Genomic DNA, 19,512 nt, shown 5'->3' with positions numbered 1-19,512 from the left:
CGGTAGGCGTCGATGCCGCCCATGCCGCGCATCGTCGCCAGCAACTCCTCGCAGAGCGGCTCGTCCACCCGGCAGCGAGGACGCGATCACCCTGCGCGGGTCGCGCGGCGGGCCGGGATAGCCGCGCCGTCGATCTATGCGCACTTCCCGGACCGGGACGCGATCGTGGACGCCGTCGTCGAGCGGGCGTTCGCGGAACTGGACGCGGCGCTCGCCGCCGCCGTCGAGGGCGTGGACGACCCGGCGGCCCGGCCGCGCGCCCTGTGCGAGGCGTACGTCGCCTTCGCCGACGAGCGGCCCCAGCGTTACCGGGTGGCCTTCGAGCGGCACCGGCGCGGCCCCCGCGGCGAGGCGAGGGCGCTGGCGGATCTGTCGGGCGGGCAGGCGTTCGGACGGCTCGTGGCCGTGGTCGCCGGGGCCGGGAACAGTGACGCCGGGAGCGGCCGCAACGGCAGCGACGACGGCGGGAGCGGGAGCGGCTCCCCCGAACTCGACGCCACCGCGTTGTGGGTGGCCCTGCACGGGTACGCCGTGCTCAGCGCGGGCCTCCCGGCGTTCCCCTGGCCGGACCGGGGGCGCATGATCGACCGGATCCTCGCCCGGTTCTCCGCGCGTTAGGAGGCCTCGGTGCGGCTTCCGAGCACGCGCCGGGCGACCTTGTCCCACTTGTCGCTGCGGCCGGGCCGGCCGAGGATCCGCCGCAGCAGGTCCGCGTCGCCGTGGTAGGCCCGGAACGACTCGCCGATGGTGACGCCGTCCGCGGGCCGGTCCAGCACCTCGATCTCGTCGCCGGCGCCGAGCTCACCCTCCTGGATCACCCGGAAGTACGCTCCCGTGCGGCCCGCCTCGGTGAAACGCCTGACCCAGCCGCGGTCCTCGAGCCAGTTGCGGAACACGACGCACGGGACGCGGGGATAGGTGACCTCCAGGACGGCGGTGCCGACCCGCCACCGCTCGCCGAGGAGCGCCCCGGTCAGGTCGGCCCCCGATGTCGTGAGGTTCTCCCCGAACCGGCCGTCGCGCAGGTCGCGGCCCATCCGGGACTCCCACCAGTCGTAGTCCTCCCGGGCGTACGCGTACACCGCCTGGTCCCGGTGCCCGTGGTTGGCGGTGTCGGCGCGCTCGTCTCCCGCCAGGCCGTTCTCGCGTACGGCGACCCGCCCCTCGGCGCGGCGCTTGTCGATGGCGGTACGCCGGAGGTCGCCGGCCCACTCGGCGTCGACGGCCCGGCCCACGTTCACAGAGAGGATGCGCATGGCCAAACGTTAACGGATGGTCATGTTTTCGCGCGATCCCATTAAGTTGTCATGAAACCAGGCGGAGAGTTACTTCTTGGTCTTGTCCGGCGCCTCGGACGAGAGAGCGGCGACGAAGGCCTCCTGCGGGACCTCCACGCGGCCGACCATCTTCATCCGCTTCTTGCCTTCCTTCTGCTTCTCCAGCAGCTTGCGCTTCCGGCTGATGTCACCGCCGTAACACTTGGCGAGGACGTCCTTGCGGATCGCGCGGATGTTCTCACGGGCGATGACGCGGGCGCCGATCGCGGCCTGGATCGGGACCTCGAACTGCTGCCTCGGGATCAGCTCCTTGAGCTTCTTGGCCATCTCCACGCCGTAGGCGTACGCCTTGTCGCGGTGGACGATGGCGCTGAACGCGTCGACGGTCTCGCCCTGCAGGAGGATGTCCACCTTGACCAGGTCGGCCGCCTGCTCGCCCGACGGCTCGTAGTCGAGCGAGGCGTACCCCCGGGTCTTCGACTTGAGCTGGTCGAAGAAGTCGAAAATGATCTCGCCGAGCGGCAGCGTGTAGCGGATCTCGACCCGGTCCTCCGAGAGGTAGTCCATGCCCTGGAGTTGCCCGCGGCGTCCCTGGCACAGCTCCATGATCGCCCCGATGAACTCGGCCGGCGCGAGCACCGTGGCCTTCACCATCGGCTCGTAGATCTCGCCGATCTTGCCGACCGGGAACTCCGAGGGGTTGGTGACGACGTGCTCGGCGCCGTCCTCCATGTTCACCCGGTAGATGACGTTGGGAGACGTCGAGATCAGCGACAGGTTGAACTCGCGCTCCAGCCGCTCCCGCACGATCTCCATGTGCAGCAGGCCGAGGAAGCCGCAGCGGAAGCCGAAGCCGAGCGCCGCCGACGTCTCCGGCTCGTACACGAGCGCGGCGTCGTTCAGCCGCAGCTTGTCGAGGGCCTCGCGCAGCTCGGGATAGTCGTCGGCGTCGATCGGATAGAGCCCCGAGTAGACCATCGGCTTCGGATGGTCGTAGCCGCCCAGCGCCTCGGCGGCCGGCTTGACCGCGTTGGTGACCGTGTCGCCGACCCGCGACTGGCGCACGTCCTTCACGCCGGTGATCAGGTAGCCCACCTCGCCGACGCCGAGGCCCCGGTTGGACGGCGTGGGCTCCGGCGAGATGACGCCGATCTCCAGCAGCTCGTGCTGGGCGAGCGTCGACATCATGAGCACGCGCTCGCGCTTGGACAGGTGCCCGTCCACCACCCTGACGTACGTCACCACGCCCCGGTAGGTGTCGTACACGGAGTCGAAGATCAGCGCGCGGGCGGGGACGTCGGGGTTGCCGACGGGTGCCGGGACGTGCTCCACGACGTGGTCGAGCAGTTCCTTGACACCCACACCGGTCTTGCCGGACACGCGCATCACGTCGCCGGGATCGCAGCCGATGAGGCCCGCGATCTCCTCGGCGAACTTGTCGGGCTGCGCGGCGGGCAGGTCGATCTTGTTGAGCACCGGGATGATGTGCAGGTCGGCGTTCATGGCCAGGTAGAGGTTGGCCAGCGTCTGGGCCTCGATGCCCTGCGCCGCGTCGACCAGCAGGATCGCGCCCTCGCACGCCTCCAGCGAGCGCGACACCTCGTAGGTGAAGTCGACGTGGCCGGGCGTGTCGATCATGTTGAGGACGTGGCCGTCCCAGGGCAGCCGCACGGCCTGCGACTTGATCGTGATGCCCCGCTCCCGCTCGATGTCCATGCGGTCGAGGTACTGCGCACGCATCGACCTGTCGTCCACCACGCCGGTGAGCTGCAGCATGCGGTCGGCGAGTGTCGACTTGCCATGGTCGATGTGCGCGATGATGCAGAAGTTGCGGATCAACGCGGGGTCGGTCTGGCCAGGCTGGATGCGCACCGGAGTCCGTTTCAACAGGGTGTGGTCATACAGGTTTCGAGTGACTGCTGGTCGATCGGGCCGCCCTCGCCTCGCGCTCGGCGGGCCCTCTCGCGGCTGGCGGACCAGCCACCCTCCATGGTGGCATGTCCGGGTGCTTGCCTTGACCACCAGACGGACCACCAGACGCGTTCTCCGCTGGACCGCCCTCGTCGCGGCCGTTCCGCTCGCGCTCGGCCTCGCGGCGGCGGCCGCGCTGCGCGTCCAGTTCGCCGGGACACCCGCCGCATGGACGCGGACCACCGGGCACGACGCCCTGTGGATGGGCCACGCCTGGGTGGACGGCCGCCGCACCGAGGCCGACGTGCGGGCCCTCGCCGTACGGCTGCGCGCGAGCGGGATCAGGGACGTGTACGTCCACAGCGGGCCGTTCAAGTACGACGGGACCCTGCCCTCGGATCGGTACGCCAACGCCGGAAATTTCTTGAAATGGTGGCGTAAAAATGTGCCCGGCGTCCGGGTGTCGGCCTGGCTCGGCCAGACCCTCAACGACAACGGCAGACTCCACCTGAGCCTGGCCGATCCGGCGGCGCGGGCCCGGATCGTGGCGGGCGCCCGGGACCTCGTCGCCATCGGGTTCGACGGGATCCACTACGACTTCGAGCCGGTGCCCGACGGGGACGGGCCGTTCCTCGGCGTGCTGCGGGAGACGCGGGCGGCGATCGGCGCCCGGCTCCTGTCGGTCGCCACCCAGCAGATCGAGCCGCTGCCCGGCCTGCGCGCCCCCACCGGCCTCGCGATCGGCCACGACAAATACTGGACGCCGGACTACTTCCGGCAGGTCGTCGGCCTCACCGACCAGGTGGCGATCATGACGTACGACTCGTGGACGCCACTGCGCTCCCTCTACGGCGGCTACGTCGCGCGGCAGGCCTCGCTCGCGCTCGGCCTGGTGCCCGAGGACAGGACGCTCCTCATCGGCGCGCCCGCCTACCACGACCACGGCGTCCCGTACGCCGACCGGGCCGAGAGCGTCGAGGCCGCGGCCGAGGGCGCCCGGCTCGCGCTCGGCGCGCACGGGCCGCGCACCGAGTTCGGCCTGGCCCTGTACGTCGACTTCGCGGCGACGGAGGAGGACTGGAAGGAATACGAGACCGCCTGGGTGCGCGGAGGACCCGGCGGAGGGTCCGCCGAATAACTCGGGCGCGCCGATGTGCGGCCCGCGGCGGTCGTGCCGCGATAACATGGACGCAGGGCTGCCCGCCGTCGTGGATTTGAGCGATGGCCCGGGCTGTTGGTATCCTGTCCAACTGCGTGTGGCGCGCCCTCTCACGAGCCCGCGCGCCCCATCCGACCGAGACTTACACTGAGGCTCTCTTCGTGGCGAACATCAAGTCCCAGATCAAGCGGAACCGGCAGAACGAGAAGCACCGGCTGCGCAACAAGGCCGTCAAGTCGTCCCTGAAGACCGCGGTCCGCAAGTTCCGCGAGGCCGCCGACCAGGGCAACGTGGACGACGCCCTCGTCGCGCTCCAGGCCGCGTCCCGGCAGCTCGACAAGGCCGTCAGCAAGGGCGTGATCCACAGGAACCAGGCCGCCAACCGCAAGTCCGCGATCGCCAAGCGCGCCGCGGCCCTGCAGGGCGCCAAGTAGTTCCGCACCGAGCGCACGCCGCATCTTCCCTCGCCGGGAGATGCGGCGTTTTCTCGTTCCGGCTCCCGCCCCCGGCCTTTCCCCGCGGTCAGGTCGGTATTCCGTCCCGGAGAGGCTCTGTTGACCGGGCCCGCCCGCGAGGGCGTCAGCGGGCGGTACGGCTGGCGACGATCGTGTGGACGGCCTTCTCCAGCGCGTACCCTGGGTCGGCGCCGCCTCCCTTGACCTGTTCGTCCGCGACGGCGACCGCCTGAAGGGCGGCCGAGATGCCCTCCGGGCCCCAGCCGCCGAGCTGGCGCCTGACCCGGTCGATCTTCCACGGCGGCATGCCCACGTGACTCGCGAGCTGGCCGCCCCTGAGGTTGCGGGGCGCGCCGCCCACCTTGGCGAGCGAGCGCAGGCCCCCCGCCAGGGCGCTGACGATCAGCACCGGCGCCACGCCCGTCGCCAGTGCCCAGCGGACCTGCTCCAGCGCCTCGCCCAACCGGCCTTCCACGGCCAGGTCCGCGATCGTGAAGCCGCTGACCTCCGCCCGCCCCCGGTAGTACCTCGCGACCGCCGCCTCGTCGATGTTCTTGCCCTGCGTGTCGAACGCGAGCTGGCCGCAGGCCGCCGAGAGCTCCCGCAGGTCGCTGCCCACCGCCTCGAGCAGCGCCTGAGCGGCGGCGGGCGAGATCGTCCGGCCCTCCCCGCGGACCTCGGCCTTGATGAAGTCGAGCCGCTCCCCCTTAGCCGGCTTGGCCACGGTGACGACGTCGGCGCCCGCCTTCTTCACCCCGTCGACCAGCGCCTTTCCCTTGACCCCGCCGGGATGAGCCAGCACCAGCACCGCCTCGTCCGCCGGGCGCGCGGTGTATTTCACCACCTCGGCGACGACGTCCTTGGGCAGGTCCTGCGCGGCGCGGATCACGATGATCGACCTGTCGCCGAACAGCGAGGGCGAGGTGAGCCCGGTCAACTCCCCGGGCTCCACCTTGCCCCCCTGGAGGTCGTGCACCTCCGCCCCCGGGTCCTCGGCGCGGACCGCCGCCACGACGGCCCGGACCGCCCGGTCGGCCAGGAACTCCTCGTCGCCGACGATCAGGGTCACGGGTGCTGCGTTCGCCATGGCACGCAGCATGCCACGCCGGCCGGGCGGCGGCACACCCGGCGCCCGGTGCGTGCGCGGCGGCATCCGCCGTCGGCGCGGCTCAGGCCCGGGTGGCCGCTGCGCGGCTCCGCGCCGGCGTCTGGGTGGCCGGCGTCTGGGCGGCGGTCTCCCTCGCCTTCTCCTGCTCCTCCATCTCCTGAGTCCGGCGAGCGGTCCTGGAGAGGTCCTCCAGCTCGTGCGCCGTCTCCTGGAACTCCTGCGCGGCCTCCCTGGTCATCTTGCTGACGAGCCTGCGGCCGCGAAGAGCCATGTCCTCGTAGACCTCGTTGGCTTTGGCGATGGCGTAGGGGCCCACGCCGGCGAGGGCGCAGAAGGGCTTGGACATCGTGATCCTCTTGACCGGTGTCGTCACTTGGTCACTCTCCGTTAAGGTCGCTCTGGCGAGGCTGCTCGGTTCCGTCTGTCTTGGTCAGGGGAGGAACGGCACGTCCGCGTCGGCGGGCGGGACGGGCCGGCGCTCTCCGGGTTCGCCGCCGGGGTCGTGCCTGGAGTGCGCGCCCGCTCCCCGACAGGCGAGCGCACACCGGCACCATCCCCGCACTCGCCCCAAGGACACCGGGCAGGAAAGCAAGCGCGGATCAAAGAGCAGCTCCGCGGGTCTCTCCGCGCTCACCCCACGAACCCGGGACGAATCAGCGCCTCCACCTCAGCCGGGGCGGTTCAGTTCTCCCGTTTGAAGAGCGGGAGCGTTGGCCCGGTGATATTGGTGCAAACGACAGGTAGAGCAGTCCCATCGGTGATGGCTGTCACCGTGGGGCGACTGATGAGCCCACCAGGCGGTGAGCAAGAATGCCACTGGCGACGAGAGGAGGTGTGCGACGTGGACGACCTCAGAACCAGCACCGGTCTGCTCAACCAGAGCGACGCCGCCCGCTTCCTCGGGATCCCGCAGCTTGCTCGACGGTCTGGGTTACTCCTCCAGAGGAAGGGCCGCGTGCCGAGCGCGCGCAGGCGGTGGAGCGTCACCTGGGCGGGGTGCCCGTAGTCGTTGGCCGCGCCGACACTGACGAGGGCCGCCCGGCAGCCCGTACGGCGAGGGCATGTGCTGCCGCACGGTCAGGCCTCCGCTCCCAGGCGCATCGCCTGATCGTGCGGCCCCGCGAGCCCCGCTCACCCACGGCCACAAAGCCGTCACAGCCCCTCGCATGAGTGAGGCCCGGCACCCTAGCCTGAGATTGTCGAGATCGTCAGGAAGGTGCAGGGCCTTGAACGACGCTACCAACGATTTCACCGGGCCGGTACTCACCCTCGGGCAGCGAATCAAATACCTCCGCGAGCGCCGAGGCATGACCCGCGAGGTCCTCGCCGGCCTCATCGGGAAATCCACCTCCTGGCTGAAAGCCGTCGAGTCCGGCCGCCTCCAGCAGAACCCTCGGCTGCCGATCCTCCTGCAGCTCGCCGAAGCGCTCCGCGTACGCGACCTGTCGGAGCTGACCGGCGACCAGTCCATGCCGGTGCGGATGTTCACCGGCCCCGGCCACCCCGCCCTCGACGCCGTACGGCAGGCCGTCAACGCCCTCCCCCTCCAGCCGGCCGGGACCGTGCAGCCGCTCACCACACTGCGAGCCCGGCTGGATGCCGCATGGCGGGCCCGGCACGCCTCCCCCGACCACCGCACCACGCTCGGGCAGCTCCTCCCCGACCTCATCCGCGACACCCAGCTCGCCGCCGCCGCGCACCACGACGAGGAGCGGCGCCGCGCCCAGGCGCTGCTCGCGGAGGTGTACGGCCTGGCGCAGATGTTCCTCGCCTACCAGCCCGCGCAGGACCTGCTGTGGCGGGTGGCCGACCGGGCGCTGCTGGCCGCCCAGGAATCGGAAGACCCGCTCGCGCTCACGTGCGCCGTGTGGTTCCTCGCCCAAGCCCACCGCGACGCCGGGGACTTCGACGCCGCCACCGACATCAACACCCAGGGCATGGCCGCGATCGCACCCCACATGGACGACGCTGGGGTCGACCTGCAGGCGATGTGGGGCGCCCTGTCGTTCGAACTCGCCTTCACCGCCGCCCGGCTCGGCGAGGCGGGCGACGCGTGGATGCACTGGGAAGAGGCCGCCCGGGTCGCCGAACGGCTCCCCGTTGACTACTACCAGCCGTGGACCAGCTTCTCCCGGGTCGTGATGGACGCGCACGCGGTGACCGTCGCCGTTGAACTGCACCAGGGCGGCGAGTCGGCACGGCAGGCAGAGCACGCCGCCAGCGCACCGATCCCCTCCCGCCCGCGCCGCGGCCGGCACCTCATCGAGGTGGCCCGCGCCTACCAGCTCCAGCGTGACTGGGCGGCCGTGCTCGGGACCTTGGAGCTCGCCCAGCACACCGCCCCTGAAACGATCAAGTACAACGGGTACGCGAAGCGTATGGCGCTGGAGCTGACCGAGCTTCCCGCTATGCGACGCCAGGCCAATGAGCTCGCGGACAAAATCGGGCTGCTGACCTGACCGAAACGAGGGGGCATAAAGTGTGTCCCCTCGTACACGCCCCGTTATCTACGGTCAGGGGTCATGACCGCTGTCGTCATACCTGCCATGGCTCTGACCCGGCTACGTGAACACCTCGCCCAGCACGGCATCACCGTCAACGACGATGCCGTCACGGTGACCGGGGACTACCGCTGGCTGCGTCTGAGCGACCGGCTGGAGGTTTGGTGCGGCCCCGAGTGGTACCCGTGGATCACCAGGGGACGCGCCTGGCACTTCGCGGGCATCGACGACCCCGAAACCGCAGCCAGGCAACTCGCCGACGCCCTTGCCGCGAGCCCCACCGCGCTGGCCGCCCGGCTCCCCGTATGGCGGTTCTGGCGGGCCCACATCGACGGTGGGTTCTCCCACATCATCGACGCCGACACCCTCGACCAGTTCCTCACCCGCCTGCGGCAGCAAGAAGAGCTCGCCCGGACCCTGTCCTGACCAACAAAACGGGCCCGCCCGGCGCTCACGACGACCGGACAGGCCCTTGATCGCACTCGGAGGTGCGACCCATGGGCAACAATACGGCCGATGTGCCTCAGCAGAGGGCGCCCGGATGGCGGTTCTGGCGTTCCGACGCCGGCCGGTTCTGGGCGACTCGCGAGCAGCCGTTCACCGGCCCGGAGATGCAGGCCGGGGCCGAGCGTACGGTCGACGCCGACACCCCGGGCGAGCTCGCCGAGGTGGTCGCCGCGCAGGAAGCCCGCGCCGAGGCGGCCCAGTGATCCGCGGAGAACGGTCGCATGGCCGACACCGCGAAGGCGCCGTACCCGGAGGATGGCGGCCCCGCGCCTGGGACCTCGGTCAGCGCGTCACCGCGCGCCGCCTGGCCGGAAGCTGGCCGGGCTGGACGGTGCTGTACGGCGCGGGCTCGCGCCGGTTCTACGCGCTGGCGACCGGGCCGGTCCCCACACCGCTCATCCTCGAGGCGAGCACGGCGGCCGAACTGGAGATCCAGCTGCGGCAGGAGACACCCACTCTGGCCGCCTGGCACCCCCAAGCCCGCGCGGTGGCCACAACTTCCCACGCGCTGGCCGCCACGCCACCCTCACCCACAGGGAAAGCGGCATGCCCGAGGAGCTGATCGGAACCTCCATCACCCGTGAGCAGCGAAAGCTCGGCGCGCTGGAGCAGACCCACCCGCGTGGCGCATCCGGGTGACCGGCGGCGCGGTGCGGTGGTGGGCCACCCGGCGCCGGTCGCCGACCCTGGCGCAGCTGGCTGCCGGGATGGTGACCACCGTGGGCCGGGAAACCCCCGAAGGGCTCGCCCAAGCCCTGGCCGTGCAAGACGACATCGCACACCGCATCCACTGAGCTGCCCCGCCGCCCCATCGCCGGCGGGGCTGGGCGGCCTCCCCAGCCTGAGGGGGCTTCGAGGGGAGGCCGCCCCTTGATCGGCCCGCCTTTCGCGCTGCCCCCGTGCGCGTGGGCGGGCCCGGGCGGTTCCTGCTCGTCCCCCGCGAGAAGGGACCGCCCACCTGAACCGGCCCCGAGGTTGAAGGCGCGCCTCGGGCCCACTCCTCTCGGAGGTTGGACCGTGCAAGAGGATTTCGAGAGAACTCGCACTGACGCGTTCTTCCGCAGGGTCGCGTCGCTCTGGCCGACGGCTGTGCGACCAAGGCCATCGCCATCACCCATCTGCTCCCCGAACGGCCGGCGTTCTTACGGGCGGTGACGCGCGTCGCACATGTCGCGGCCGTCCTGCCCAAGCCGAAGTCGATCTCCCTGTCGGCACTCCGGGAGATCAACGGCGTCATGCCCGTCGATCAGCTCGACCGGGCCCGCTTCGCCGACCCCGCCCGCGTCCTGACCTACCTGGAGTCGCGGGCGGCCGGGCAGCGCCTGGTCCTGCTGGACGTTGGCGGTTACTTTGCCCCCGCGCTCGACCATGTGTGCTCGCAGTTCTCCGGTGAGCTCGTCGGCGTTGTCGAGGACACCGAGAACGGTCACCAGCGGTACGCCGACCTCGGCAAGGTTCCCTGCCCGGTGTTCTCCGTCGCCCGCTCCCCGCTGAAGGACCCCGAGGACTACCTGGTTGGCCAGTCGGTGGTGTTTTCCACCGAGGCCCTGGTGAGGTCGCGCGGAGACATCCTGCACGGACGCCCGGCCGCCGTCATCGGCTACGGCAAGCTCGGCCGCTCCATCGCGGCGATGCTGCATGCCAAGCACATCCCCGTCCGCGTGTTCGACCTCAACCCGGTGCAGCGCGCGCAGGCCCTGTCCCAGGGCTACCGAAGCACGCACACCCTGGCCGACGCGTTGGCCGGTGCGGGTCTCGTGGTCTGCGCGACCGGCAACATGGCGCTGCGGGAGGAGGACTTCGGGAAGGTCGTCAACGGCGCGCACATCGCGTCGGTCACCTCCTCTGACGACGAGTTGGAGCTGTCCGCCCTCGCCGGGCTGTATGAGCGGACCCGGGTCGAGGACCATGTCACCCACTACAGCCGCACCGGCCACTACTTCTACGTCCTCGCGGACGGCAACGCGGTGAACTTCCTGCACGGCGCGAGCGTGGGGGCGTTCATCTTCCTGGCCCAGGCCGAGATCATCGCCGCGCTCTCGCTGTTGGCCACCGGCCAGCACGACACGGGCATGCAGGAGGTTTCGGCCGATATACGGCAGTCGATTGCCGCGCACTGGCTCGACTACTTCGATGGAGCGTCATGACCGTCACCCAGCAGGAGATCAGCGCCGTACTGACGCGCTATCTGTCCACCCATCCCGACCGGGCTATCGACGTCGCACCCCTCGCCGACGCCCTGGCCATGCCGCGCGATCTTGCTTCTCGCGCGACCTTCCCCCTGCACGTCACCGCGAGCGCCGCCGGGATCGACGCCACGGGACGCGTCCTGATGATCCACCACCGGGCGCTCGACCGCTGGCTGCTGCCCGGCGGGCATGTCGAGCCAACCGACCGCACCCTGTACGGCGCGGCCCTGCGGGAGCTGGAGGAGGAGACCGGCATCCCCTGGCAGCACGCCGTCTCCCCGCCCACGCACGACGTGACACCGCTGGACATAGACATCCACGAAATCCCCGCCAACCCGGCCAAGGGCGAGCCCCGCCACTGGCACGCCGACTTCCGCTTCGCGTTCTGGCTCAAGGACACCGACCTCGTCCCGCAGCTGGAGGAAGTCACCGCGTGTGCCTGGCAGCCCGCCTCCGAGCTACCCACCGCACGCCTCGCCGCCAGCATCGCAGCGCTCTGAACCGGACCATGGCCCGACCCAGCGGGTGCCCGGACTGTGGCCGACGAACAGCCGCCGTTGCCGGCGCGCCGCCGCAGTGCGGCCGATGTCCAGCCAGCAGCTGGGGTCACCTGCCGCGGACGACCACGGCGAGATGGCCGTGGGCGGCGACGACGGCGATGTCTCCGGACAGGTCCGTGCGGTAGGGCCGCATGCCGAGCCCGCGCAGGCGGCGGAGCGTCACCTGGGCGGGATGCCCGTAGTCGTTGACCGCGCCGACACTGATGAGGGCCGCCCGGGCTCCCGTGGCGGCGAGGAACGCCGGCGCCTGTCTGGACGATCCATGATGAGGCACCTTCAACAGGTCCACCCGGGGGACGCCGTCGCGCAGCAGGGCCTCCTGCGCCTCCGTCTCCAGATCCCCGGCGAGCAGGGCCGCGCCCAGGGGCGCTCCCCGATCCTCTCGGGCGCCCGGCGCGCCCTCCGCCTCCCGTGCCCCGCCCGCCGCTGGACTGGCCTCCGGTGGGCTCTCGGTCTGCTTGGCCGCGTGGGCCGTGGCCGTTCCGGGCGGGCCGGACCAGCGGACGAGCAGCACGACGCTGGCGTTGTTGGCGATCGTTCCCTCTCCGGTGCCCTGGGGCGCGGCGCCGGGGTCCGGCGCCAGAACGGTGATCTCGGTGGGCCCGAACCGCCACCGCATGCCGCGCACGGCCCGCCACTCCGGAATGTGAGCGGCTTGGAGCTGCCGGGAGACCCGGCCCGCCTCTCCTTCCGGCACCCGGCCGGGGCTGACCACCACCGCGCCGACCGACCGGCCACGCAGCACCCCCGGGAGCCCGCCGACGTGATCGAGGTGCGGATGCGTGAGGACGACCAGCGGCACCTGCCGTACGCCGAGGGCACGCAGGCAGCGGTTGGCAGGACCGGGCGCCGGTCCCGCGTCCACCACCACCGCCCGGCCCGGACCGGCTGCCAGCACCAGACCGTCGCCCTGGCCCACGTCGCAGGCGACGAGCAACCATCCGGGCGGAGGCCACGGCGAGACCACCGGCACGGCCACGAGAGCGGTGAGCAGCGCCCCCGCCGCGAGCGCGGCCGCGAAGCGCCTGCGCGCACGGCCCCGCAGCACGACCCAGCCCACCAGAGCCATGGCCGCGAGCGCGGCCAGGCCCAGGGCTCCTCCCGGCCACTCGGCGGCGGCGAAGGGAAGGTCGGCGGCCCGCTCCGCCACCGCGATGATCCAGCCGACGGCCCATCCCGCCGGAAGCACCAGCAACCGGGCCACGTCCATGCTGATCGGCGCCGTCACCGCGGCGGCGAACCCCAGCACGGTCGCCGGAGCGACGGCGGGCTCGGCGAGCAGGTTCGCCGGGATCGCGGCCAGGTCGAGCCGCCCGGACATCAGCACCAGCAGCGGTGTGACCGCCGCCTGCGCCGCGACCGTCACGGCCAGCGCCTCGGCGAGCAGCCGAGGCATGCGGCGCTCCAGACGGTCACGCCAGCGCGGCGCGAGGACGAGAATGCCGCCCGTGGCGAAGACCGACAGCGCGAACCCCCACTCACGGGCCAGACCTGGGTCGAACACCAGGAGCCCGAGCACGGTGGCGGAGAGGGCGGCCACGCCGTCCCTCGTACGGCCCGTGCCGAGGGCGACGGCGGCGACCGTCCCCATGACGAGGGCTCGCAGCACGCTGGGCGACGGCCTGGCCACGACCGAGAAGGCGATCATCGCGATGACCGCGACGACCGCCCGGACGGCGAGAGGCAGCCCGGCGAAGCGGCTCAGCGTGAGCACCGCGCCCGCGACGATCGCCAGATTGGTCCCGGATACGGCCGTGAGGTGGCTGAGGCCCGCGGTCGTCATGTCGAGGCGCACCTCCTCGTTCATGCGGGAGACGTCGCCGACGACCAGGCCCGGCAGCAGCCCGCGCTGATCGTCCGGCAGCACCTCGCTCGCCTCGCGCAGGCCCGCGCGCAGCACCTCGGCCGCACGCTGCACGATGGACGGGACGCCGATCGGCTCGGGCGGCCCGCGGACGAGCAGCACGGCCGCGACCGGCTCGCCTGGCCGCGCCGGAGTCAGCCTCCCGCGTACCCGGACCCGCTGACTCGGCAGCAGTGAGCGCCACCCGGCGGCGGGGCCGAGCAGCACGACGGGGACGTCCACGACGTACCGCTCCCGAGGGGCCGACACGAGCAGGATCCTCGCCCGCACCACGGCCGTGTCGCGGCGGGTCACGCCACCCGGGTGCGGCCGGATGCGCGGGTCGTCGGTGATCTCCGCCTCCACGGAGACCGCCGCCTCACGCCGGGCCAGGTCCGGCACCGGCCCTGCCTTCACCTCGTGCACCCTCAACGCCACCACGGTCGCGGTCACCGCCACGGACGCGAGCACGGCGAGACCGGCCCGCGCGGCGGTGCCCGGCCCTCCCCCTCGCCGCCGTCGCCGGGACGCCGCCGTCCGGAGGGCGGCGGCCGCGACTGCGGAGGTCAGCGCCACGGCCACTCCGGCGACGACGGGGCAGGTCAGCAGCACGAGCGCCGCGAGCCAGGAGGCCAGCGCCGGAGCCACCAGAGCCGCCGGACCCACCAGAGCCGCCGGACCCGCGCCGGGACGGCGGAAAGGCTGGGCCGGCATCAGACCGTGACCTTGTCGCGCAGTTCGGCGAACTTCCTCTCCCCGATGCCGGGGACGTCCTTCAACTGCTCGACGCTCTGGAAGCCGCCGCGAGCGTCGCGGTAGTCGACGATGCGTTGCGCGATCACACCCCCGACGCCGGGCAGCGCGTCGAGTTGCGCGGCGGTGGCGGTGTTGAGGTTGACGACCGCGCCTCCCGGCGTCCCCATCCCTCCCGGCGGCGCGTCCGGACCGGCCGCCTCGCCAGACTGGGCGGGGCTCCCCACGGTGATCTGCTCGCCGTCCACCACATGCCGGGCGAGGTTGACGCCGCCCGGGCTCGCTCCCCTGCGGACGCCCCCCGCCGCCTGGATCGCGTCCGCCGCCCGCGCGCCCGTGGGAAGGACGAACACCCCTGGCCTGCGGACCTTGCCGGTCACGTAGACCACGAGCCGGGCCGCCGGACCGGACGACGGACCGCCCGTTTCACCGGCCCCCGGCGTGTAGGCCGTCGCGCCCTGCCCGTCGGCCTTCTCCCCGTCCGGACCCCGAGCCGGACCCGGGACAGAGCCCGGGCCCGTTCCCGGGTTCGGAGTCGCCGCGGGACCCGCGCCCGGGACGGGTTCCAGGCCGGCGGCGGCCGGGAGCGGCGGGGCGACGGGTTCGGCCACCGCCCGCGACCGCCACACGACCACCCCGGTGACGACGGCGGCGAGCAGACCGACGGCCACCAGCACCCGCAGGCCCGGCACCCCCGGATCCATCCGCGCGAGAGCCCGGCCGGGCATCGTGCGGGGCCACGCTTCGGGAGCGGACGCCGGCAGTGGTGGAGGGTTCTCGTACGGCGTGGATCGCGCGAACGACTCACCGTCCCCCTCTTCCGGCGGCAGGACCGTCCCCCGATGATCGTGGTCATCACGCTCGCGGGCCTCCTCCGTCCGATGAGGGGCGCCGAACGACGGCGGCGGGCCCGGCGGAGAGGGCGGGGACGGAGGGGACGGCACCGATCGCAGGCGGGCGGACGGCGGGACCGGGTCCGCCGGCCGCAGCAGCACACGCAGACGGGACTCACCGACGGCGACGTCGCGTGCGGTTCCGCGAGACTCCTTGCTCAGCACGCCATGGACGGTAGACACGCGGCGCACGCCCGGCGGCTCCCGAACGCGGTTCTGTGGACAACCATCGGACCCGCCGATCGGTCACCCGCGCGTACGGCGTGGATCAGTCCGCGGCGCCGGGGGCGATGGTGACGCCGAGCACTCCGGGCCCGGTGTGGGCGCCGAGGACCGGGCCGATTTCGAGCACCCACATCCGTACGAGCCGGGGCAGCCGAGCCGTGAGGCCCTTCATGAGCGTCTCGGCCCGCTCGGGCGCCATCAGGTGCTGCACCGCGATGTCGACCGGCCGTTCGCCGGCCTCCTCCACCACCAGATCCTCCAGGCGGGCGAGAGCGCGGCTCGCGGTGCGGACCTTCTCCAGCACGGTGATCTCACCGTCGGCCAGGCGCAGCAGCGGCTTGATCGACAACGCCGAGCCCAGGAGGTTGGCCACGCGGCCGATGCGCCCGCCGCGACGGAGATATTCGAGCGTGTCGACGTAGAAGACCGTGTCGGAGGCGGCGGCCGTGCGGCTCGCCATCGCGGCCACCTCGGCGGCCGGGGCTCCGGCTCCGGCCGCCCGCGCGGCGGCGAGAACCGCGAACCCCAGTCCCATCGCGATCGACCGGCTGTCGACCACCTGGACCGGTACGGGCGCCCCACGGGCGGCGAGGCGGGCGGAGTCGACGGTGCCGGACAGCGCACCGGACAGGTGGACGGAGACGATCTCGGTGGCGCCGCCGGCGGCCGCCCGTTCGTACGCCTCGGCGAACCGCTCGGGAGACGGGCGGGAGGTGACGACCGGCGAGCGGCCCTCCAGGGCGTGGGCGAGGAGCCCGGCGTCGAACGGGGTCACGTCGTCGATCTCGTGACCCGCGAGGATCACCTTGACCGGTACGACGGTCACGTTCCATCTGCCGGTCGCCTCGGCGCCGAGATACGCCGTGGAGTCGGTGACGACCGCGACGGATGGTGACATATCGCGAGATTACCCGGCGGTGATCGCCCGGGAACCCCCGCGTGAACCACGCGGCACGGGCCTCACTGCGCGGCGCCTCACCGTACGGGCCTCACTGTACGGGGACGCCGCCCCGCCAGACGCGCCGCGGCTTCAGGCCGAACGACCAGGCGAAGGCGCCCTCGTGGTCGGCGTCCCACTGCACGATGTCGGCGAGGCGGCCGGGGGCGAGGATGCCGCGGTCCGGTGCGCCGAGGACCTGGGCGCCGCCCAGTGTGGCCGCCCGCAGGGCGTCGCCGACGCTCATCCCGAACGCCGCCACGGCCAGGCTGATCACCAGGGACATGGAGGTGATGCCGCAGTGGCCGGGGTTGTGGTCACTGCCGAGCGCCACGGACACGCCCTGGGCCATCATCCGGCGCACCGGCGGGAGATGCCCCACCTGGAGCGCCGCGCCCGGGCACACGACCGCGGGCACGCCGTACCTCGCCATGAGGGCGATGTCCTCGTCGGAGGCATGGTGGAGCAGGTCGGCGGAGGCGCAGCCCATCTCGGCGGCGAGCTGGACGGCGCCGCGGCGGTTGTACGCGCCCGCGTGGACGCGCGGCAGGAGCCCGACGTTGCGGCCGGAGGCCAGCACCCAGCGGGCCTCCTCGGCGGTGAAGTGGCCGTCGTCGCAGTAGACGTCGACGCTGTCGGCCCCGGCTCCGGCGGCGTCCGCGCACCAGGAGGCGACCGCCTCGACGTAGTCGCGCTGGCGGCCGAAGTATTCCGGCGGCACCACGTGGGCGGCCAGGAACGTGACGTGGACCCGCGGCATCATCGGCTCTTTCTCGAGCTCGCGCAGGAGCCGTACGTCGGCGAGCTCGCCGTCGCGGGTCAGGTGGTAGCCGGTCTTGGCCTCGACGGTCGTGGTGCCGCTGAGCAGCCACTCGCGCAGCCGCTCCCGCACGCCGTTGCACAGGGTCCAGGGGTCGGTTCCGCGGGTCACGGTGACGGTCGAGCCGATGCCGCCGCCCGCCGCCGCGATGGCCGAGGAGCTGGAGCCGCCGGAGCGCATCGCCATCTCGGCGTACCGGTTGCCGGCGTACACGGGGTGGGTGTGCGCGTCGATGAGGCCGGGCGTGACGAGCGCTCCGCCGAGGTTCTCCACGTGGTCGACGTCGACGATGTCGTCGACGACCCCCGGGACGCTCTGCGGGAGGTCCGCGGCGCGGCCCACCCAGGCGATGCGGTCGTTGTGCACCAGGATCGCGGCGTTGCTGCACACATCGTGCCCGGTCCACAGCCGGCCGATGTTGGTGAGAAGGCGAACGGTCATCCGACCACCCGCCGGTCACCCCTGGACGTCGAGCGGCCCCAGCCGGTGGGCTCCGGGCCCGCCGTGTCCGCTTCGTATTCGGACGTCATTGGGGGTCTCCTGCCTCATCGCGCACGGGGTTGTTGTGCGATGACACTACCGCCGGGGTGTCGAACCAGGGCGATTCAGTTCAGTTACGTTATTTCACAGGTGGGTTCGATGTACAGGGTTAACGAGAAGAACCCACGTCAGCCTCGCGGGCACCGCGACATAGCAGAAGTTTCACGCGCCGCGGTGAGGTTCGGATGCCCGGCTCCGACCTGTTGTCCACGAGCGCCTGGGGAAGGGTGACCACGCTGCCTGGAAACATATTCCACCCGCACCATAAGGTCCCATTGGGCTTTCCTTATCATAGCAAGGGGATGCCTTGACGGGCCACCGACACGCCGGAGGCGGCCCGTCAGGAAGGGGCGCGGATCAGGCGGCCCGGATCTAGGCGATCCGGGCCGGATCAGACGGTTTCGACGGGCTTCGCCGCTCTGTCGAGCTCCGCGTACAGGTCGGCGAGGACCCGCGCGTGCAGGACCGTGCCGTCGCCGGTGTGCTCCAGCGACAGCACCTCGCCCTCGCTGTGCGCCCGCGCGATGAGATCGCCCCTGTCGTACGGAACCAGCATCCTGACCTCGTGGTCGAGGCGGGGAAGCTCGCGCTCGATCATCTCCATCAGCTCGCCGATCCCGGCCCCCGTGCGGGCGGAGACGACGATGCTGTGCCGTTCCTTCACGGTCAGCCGGGTCAGCACGACCGGGTCGGCGGCGTCGGCCTTGTTGACGACGATGATCTCCGGGATGTCCCGGGCGCCCTCGATCTCCGCCAGCACCTCGCGGACGGCCGCGATCTGCGACTCGGGGTCGGGATGCGATCCGTCCACCACGTGCAGGATCAGGTCGGCGTCGGCCACCTCCTCCAGCGTCGAGCGGAACGCCTCGACGAGCTGGTGGGGCAGGTGCCGCACGAACCCGACGGTGTCGGCCAGCGTGAACAGCCGGCCCTCGGGCGTGTGCGCCTTCCGCACGGTGGGGTCGAGGGTCGCGAACAGGGCGTCCTCGACCAGCACGCCCGCGCCGGTCAGCCGGTTGAGCAGCGACGACTTGCCGGCGTTGGTGTATCCGGCGATCGCCACACCGGGCACCTCGCGGGCCTGCCTGCGGTGCCGCATGGTCTGCCGCGCGGTGGACATCTCCTTGATCTGCCGCCGCAGCTTGGCCGTGCGCTCGCGGATGCGCCGCCGGTCCAGCTCGATCTTGGTCTCGCCGGGGCCGCGGCCGCCGATGCCGACGCCGCCGGCGGCCCGGCCGCCGACCTGACGAGACAGGTTGCCGCCCCAGCCGCGCAGGCGCGGCAGCAGGTACTGCAGCTGCGCCAGCTCGACCTGGGCCTTGCCCTCGCGGCTCTTGGCGTGCTGCGCGAAGATGTCGAGGATGAGCGCGGTCCGGTCGATGACCTTGACCTTGACGACCTCTTCGAGCTGGCGCAGCTGACCGGGGGTCAGCTCGCCGTCGCAGATCACGGTGTCGGCCCCGCTGGCGGCCACGATGTCACGCAGCTCGATCGCCTTGCCGGAACCGATGTAAGTGGCGGGGTCGGGCCGGTCGCGGCGCTGGATCAGACCCTCCAGCACCTGGGATCCGGCGGTCTCGGCGAGAAGCTTCAGCTCCTGCAGCGAGTTCTCCGCGTCCGCGGCGGTGCCGCCCGCCCAGACGCCCACCAGCACGACGCGCTCCAGACGGAGCTGGCGGTATTCGACTTCGGTGATGTCTTCGAGCTCTGTCGACAGACCCACAACGCGGCGGAGTGCCTGGCGCTCTTCCAGGTCGTAGTCGCCCACGGCGAGGTCTTCGGGCTCGTATCGCATATATGTCATCTCTACTAGACAGAACAGTCGGACGCCCCG

General features: G+C 72.0%; 19 protein-coding genes. 10 read left to right on the top strand and 9 right to left on the bottom strand.

The features are described from left to right. The first annotated feature begins 21 nt into the window (after positions 1–21). On the top strand, positions 22–618 hold the full coding sequence (locus tag OG344_RS19520; protein WP_405084305.1) for a TetR/AcrR family transcriptional regulator: 597 nt from the start codon (positions 22–24) through the stop codon (positions 616–618). On the opposite strand, the gene OG344_RS19515 is transcribed toward OG344_RS19520, so the two are convergent. After that, a complete protein-coding gene (locus OG344_RS19515) occupies positions 615–1,256 on the bottom strand; it encodes an MOSC domain-containing protein (protein WP_405084304.1) in 642 nt (213 codons plus the stop codon). The two genes, OG344_RS19520 and OG344_RS19515, sit on opposite strands and share 4 nt — an antisense overlap. A gap of 69 nt (positions 1,257–1,325) precedes the next feature. After that, entirely contained in the window at positions 1,326–3,149 is a 1,824-nt protein-coding gene (lepA, locus tag OG344_RS19510; protein WP_327044730.1) for a translation elongation factor 4, read from the bottom strand. Positions 3,150–3,291: 142 nt separating this feature from the next. Between lepA and OG344_RS19505 the strand changes: the two genes are divergently transcribed. Both OG344_RS19505 and rpsT read left to right on the top strand, forming a co-directional pair. Beyond that, entirely contained in the window at positions 3,292–4,326 is a 1,035-nt protein-coding gene (locus OG344_RS19505; protein WP_405084303.1) for a hypothetical protein, read from the top strand. A gap of 182 nt (positions 4,327–4,508) precedes the next feature. Further along, positions 4,509–4,781 (top strand): 30S ribosomal protein S20, encoded by a 273-nt coding sequence (gene rpsT, locus OG344_RS19500; RefSeq protein ID WP_327044728.1) that lies wholly within the window; start codon positions 4,509–4,511, stop codon positions 4,779–4,781. 145 nt (positions 4,782–4,926) lie between these two features. On the opposite strand, the gene holA is transcribed toward rpsT, so the two are convergent. Both holA and OG344_RS19490 read right to left on the bottom strand, forming a co-directional pair. Continuing rightward, on the bottom strand, positions 4,927–5,889 hold the full coding sequence (gene holA / locus OG344_RS19495) for a DNA polymerase III subunit delta (RefSeq protein WP_405084302.1): 963 nt from the start codon (positions 5,887–5,889) through the stop codon (positions 4,927–4,929). An 82-nt stretch (positions 5,890–5,971) separates the two neighbouring features. Then, positions 5,972–6,283, bottom strand: a complete 312-nt coding sequence (locus OG344_RS19490; RefSeq protein WP_405084301.1) for a hypothetical protein — start codon at positions 6,281–6,283, stop codon at positions 5,972–5,974. Positions 6,284–6,751: 468 nt separating this feature from the next. Here OG344_RS19490 and OG344_RS19485 point away from each other — a divergent pair, with 468 nt between their 5' ends. The 7 genes from OG344_RS19485 to OG344_RS19455 all read left to right on the top strand — a co-directional run bounded on the left by OG344_RS19485 (position 6,752) and on the right by OG344_RS19455 (position 11,607). Beyond that, positions 6,752–6,916: a hypothetical protein gene (locus OG344_RS19485; RefSeq protein ID WP_405084300.1), complete on the top strand. Its 165-nt coding sequence runs from the start codon at positions 6,752–6,754 to the stop codon at positions 6,914–6,916. Between the two features lie 220 nt (positions 6,917–7,136). Further along, entirely contained in the window at positions 7,137–8,369 is a 1,233-nt protein-coding gene (locus OG344_RS19480; RefSeq protein ID WP_405084299.1) for a helix-turn-helix domain-containing protein, read from the top strand. Positions 8,370–8,432: 63 nt separating this feature from the next. Further along, a complete protein-coding gene (locus OG344_RS19475) occupies positions 8,433–8,837 on the top strand; it encodes a hypothetical protein (protein WP_405084298.1) in 405 nt (134 codons plus the stop codon). 71 nt (positions 8,838–8,908) lie between these two features. Continuing rightward, positions 8,909–9,121 (top strand): hypothetical protein, encoded by a 213-nt coding sequence (locus OG344_RS19470; RefSeq protein WP_405084297.1) that lies wholly within the window; start codon positions 8,909–8,911, stop codon positions 9,119–9,121. After that, positions 9,118–9,480, top strand: a complete 363-nt coding sequence (locus tag OG344_RS19465) for a hypothetical protein (protein ID WP_405084296.1) — start codon at positions 9,118–9,120, stop codon at positions 9,478–9,480. Before OG344_RS19470 ends, OG344_RS19465 begins: the two co-directional genes overlap by 4 nt. A gap of 589 nt (positions 9,481–10,069) precedes the next feature. Next, on the top strand, positions 10,070–11,065 hold the full coding sequence (locus tag OG344_RS19460; RefSeq protein WP_405084295.1) for an adenosylhomocysteinase: 996 nt from the start codon (positions 10,070–10,072) through the stop codon (positions 11,063–11,065). After that, entirely contained in the window at positions 11,062–11,607 is a 546-nt protein-coding gene (locus tag OG344_RS19455; RefSeq protein ID WP_405084294.1) for an NUDIX hydrolase, read from the top strand. Before OG344_RS19460 ends, OG344_RS19455 begins: the two co-directional genes overlap by 4 nt. 106 nt (positions 11,608–11,713) lie before the next feature. Here the strand turns inward: OG344_RS19455 and OG344_RS19450 are convergent, their stop codons facing one another. The 5 genes from OG344_RS19450 to hflX all read right to left on the bottom strand — a co-directional run bounded on the left by OG344_RS19450 (position 11,714) and on the right by hflX (position 19,473). Continuing rightward, positions 11,714–14,224, bottom strand: coding sequence for a ComEC/Rec2 family competence protein (locus OG344_RS19450; protein ID WP_405084293.1), 2,511 nt, complete (start codon positions 14,222–14,224; stop codon positions 11,714–11,716). Beyond that, the gene (locus OG344_RS19445) at positions 14,224–15,321 is read right to left on the bottom strand and encodes a ComEA family DNA-binding protein (protein ID WP_405084292.1); all 1,098 of its coding nucleotides are present in this window, start codon (positions 15,319–15,321) and stop codon (positions 14,224–14,226) included. Before OG344_RS19445 ends, OG344_RS19450 begins: the two co-directional genes overlap by 1 nt. A 103-nt stretch (positions 15,322–15,424) precedes the next feature. Next, entirely contained in the window at positions 15,425–16,279 is an 855-nt protein-coding gene (locus tag OG344_RS19440; RefSeq protein ID WP_405084291.1) for a DegV family protein, read from the bottom strand. 91 nt (positions 16,280–16,370) lie between these two features. Beyond that, complete coding sequence (gene hutI, locus OG344_RS19435; RefSeq protein WP_405084290.1) at positions 16,371–17,579, bottom strand: imidazolonepropionase; 1,209 nt, start codon at positions 17,577–17,579, stop codon at positions 16,371–16,373. Between the two features lie 490 nt (positions 17,580–18,069). Further along, a complete protein-coding gene (gene hflX / locus OG344_RS19430) occupies positions 18,070–19,473 on the bottom strand; it encodes a GTPase HflX (RefSeq protein ID WP_405084289.1) in 1,404 nt (467 codons plus the stop codon). Positions 19,474–19,512: the final 39 nt, after the last annotated feature.

This window comes from Microbispora sp. NBC_01389 (assembly GCF_045040095.1).
GTDB lineage: Bacteria > Actinomycetota > Actinomycetes > Streptosporangiales > Streptosporangiaceae > Microbispora.
The sequence above is the reverse complement of the archived record's forward strand: the minus strand, read 5'-3'. Positions and strand labels throughout refer to the sequence as shown.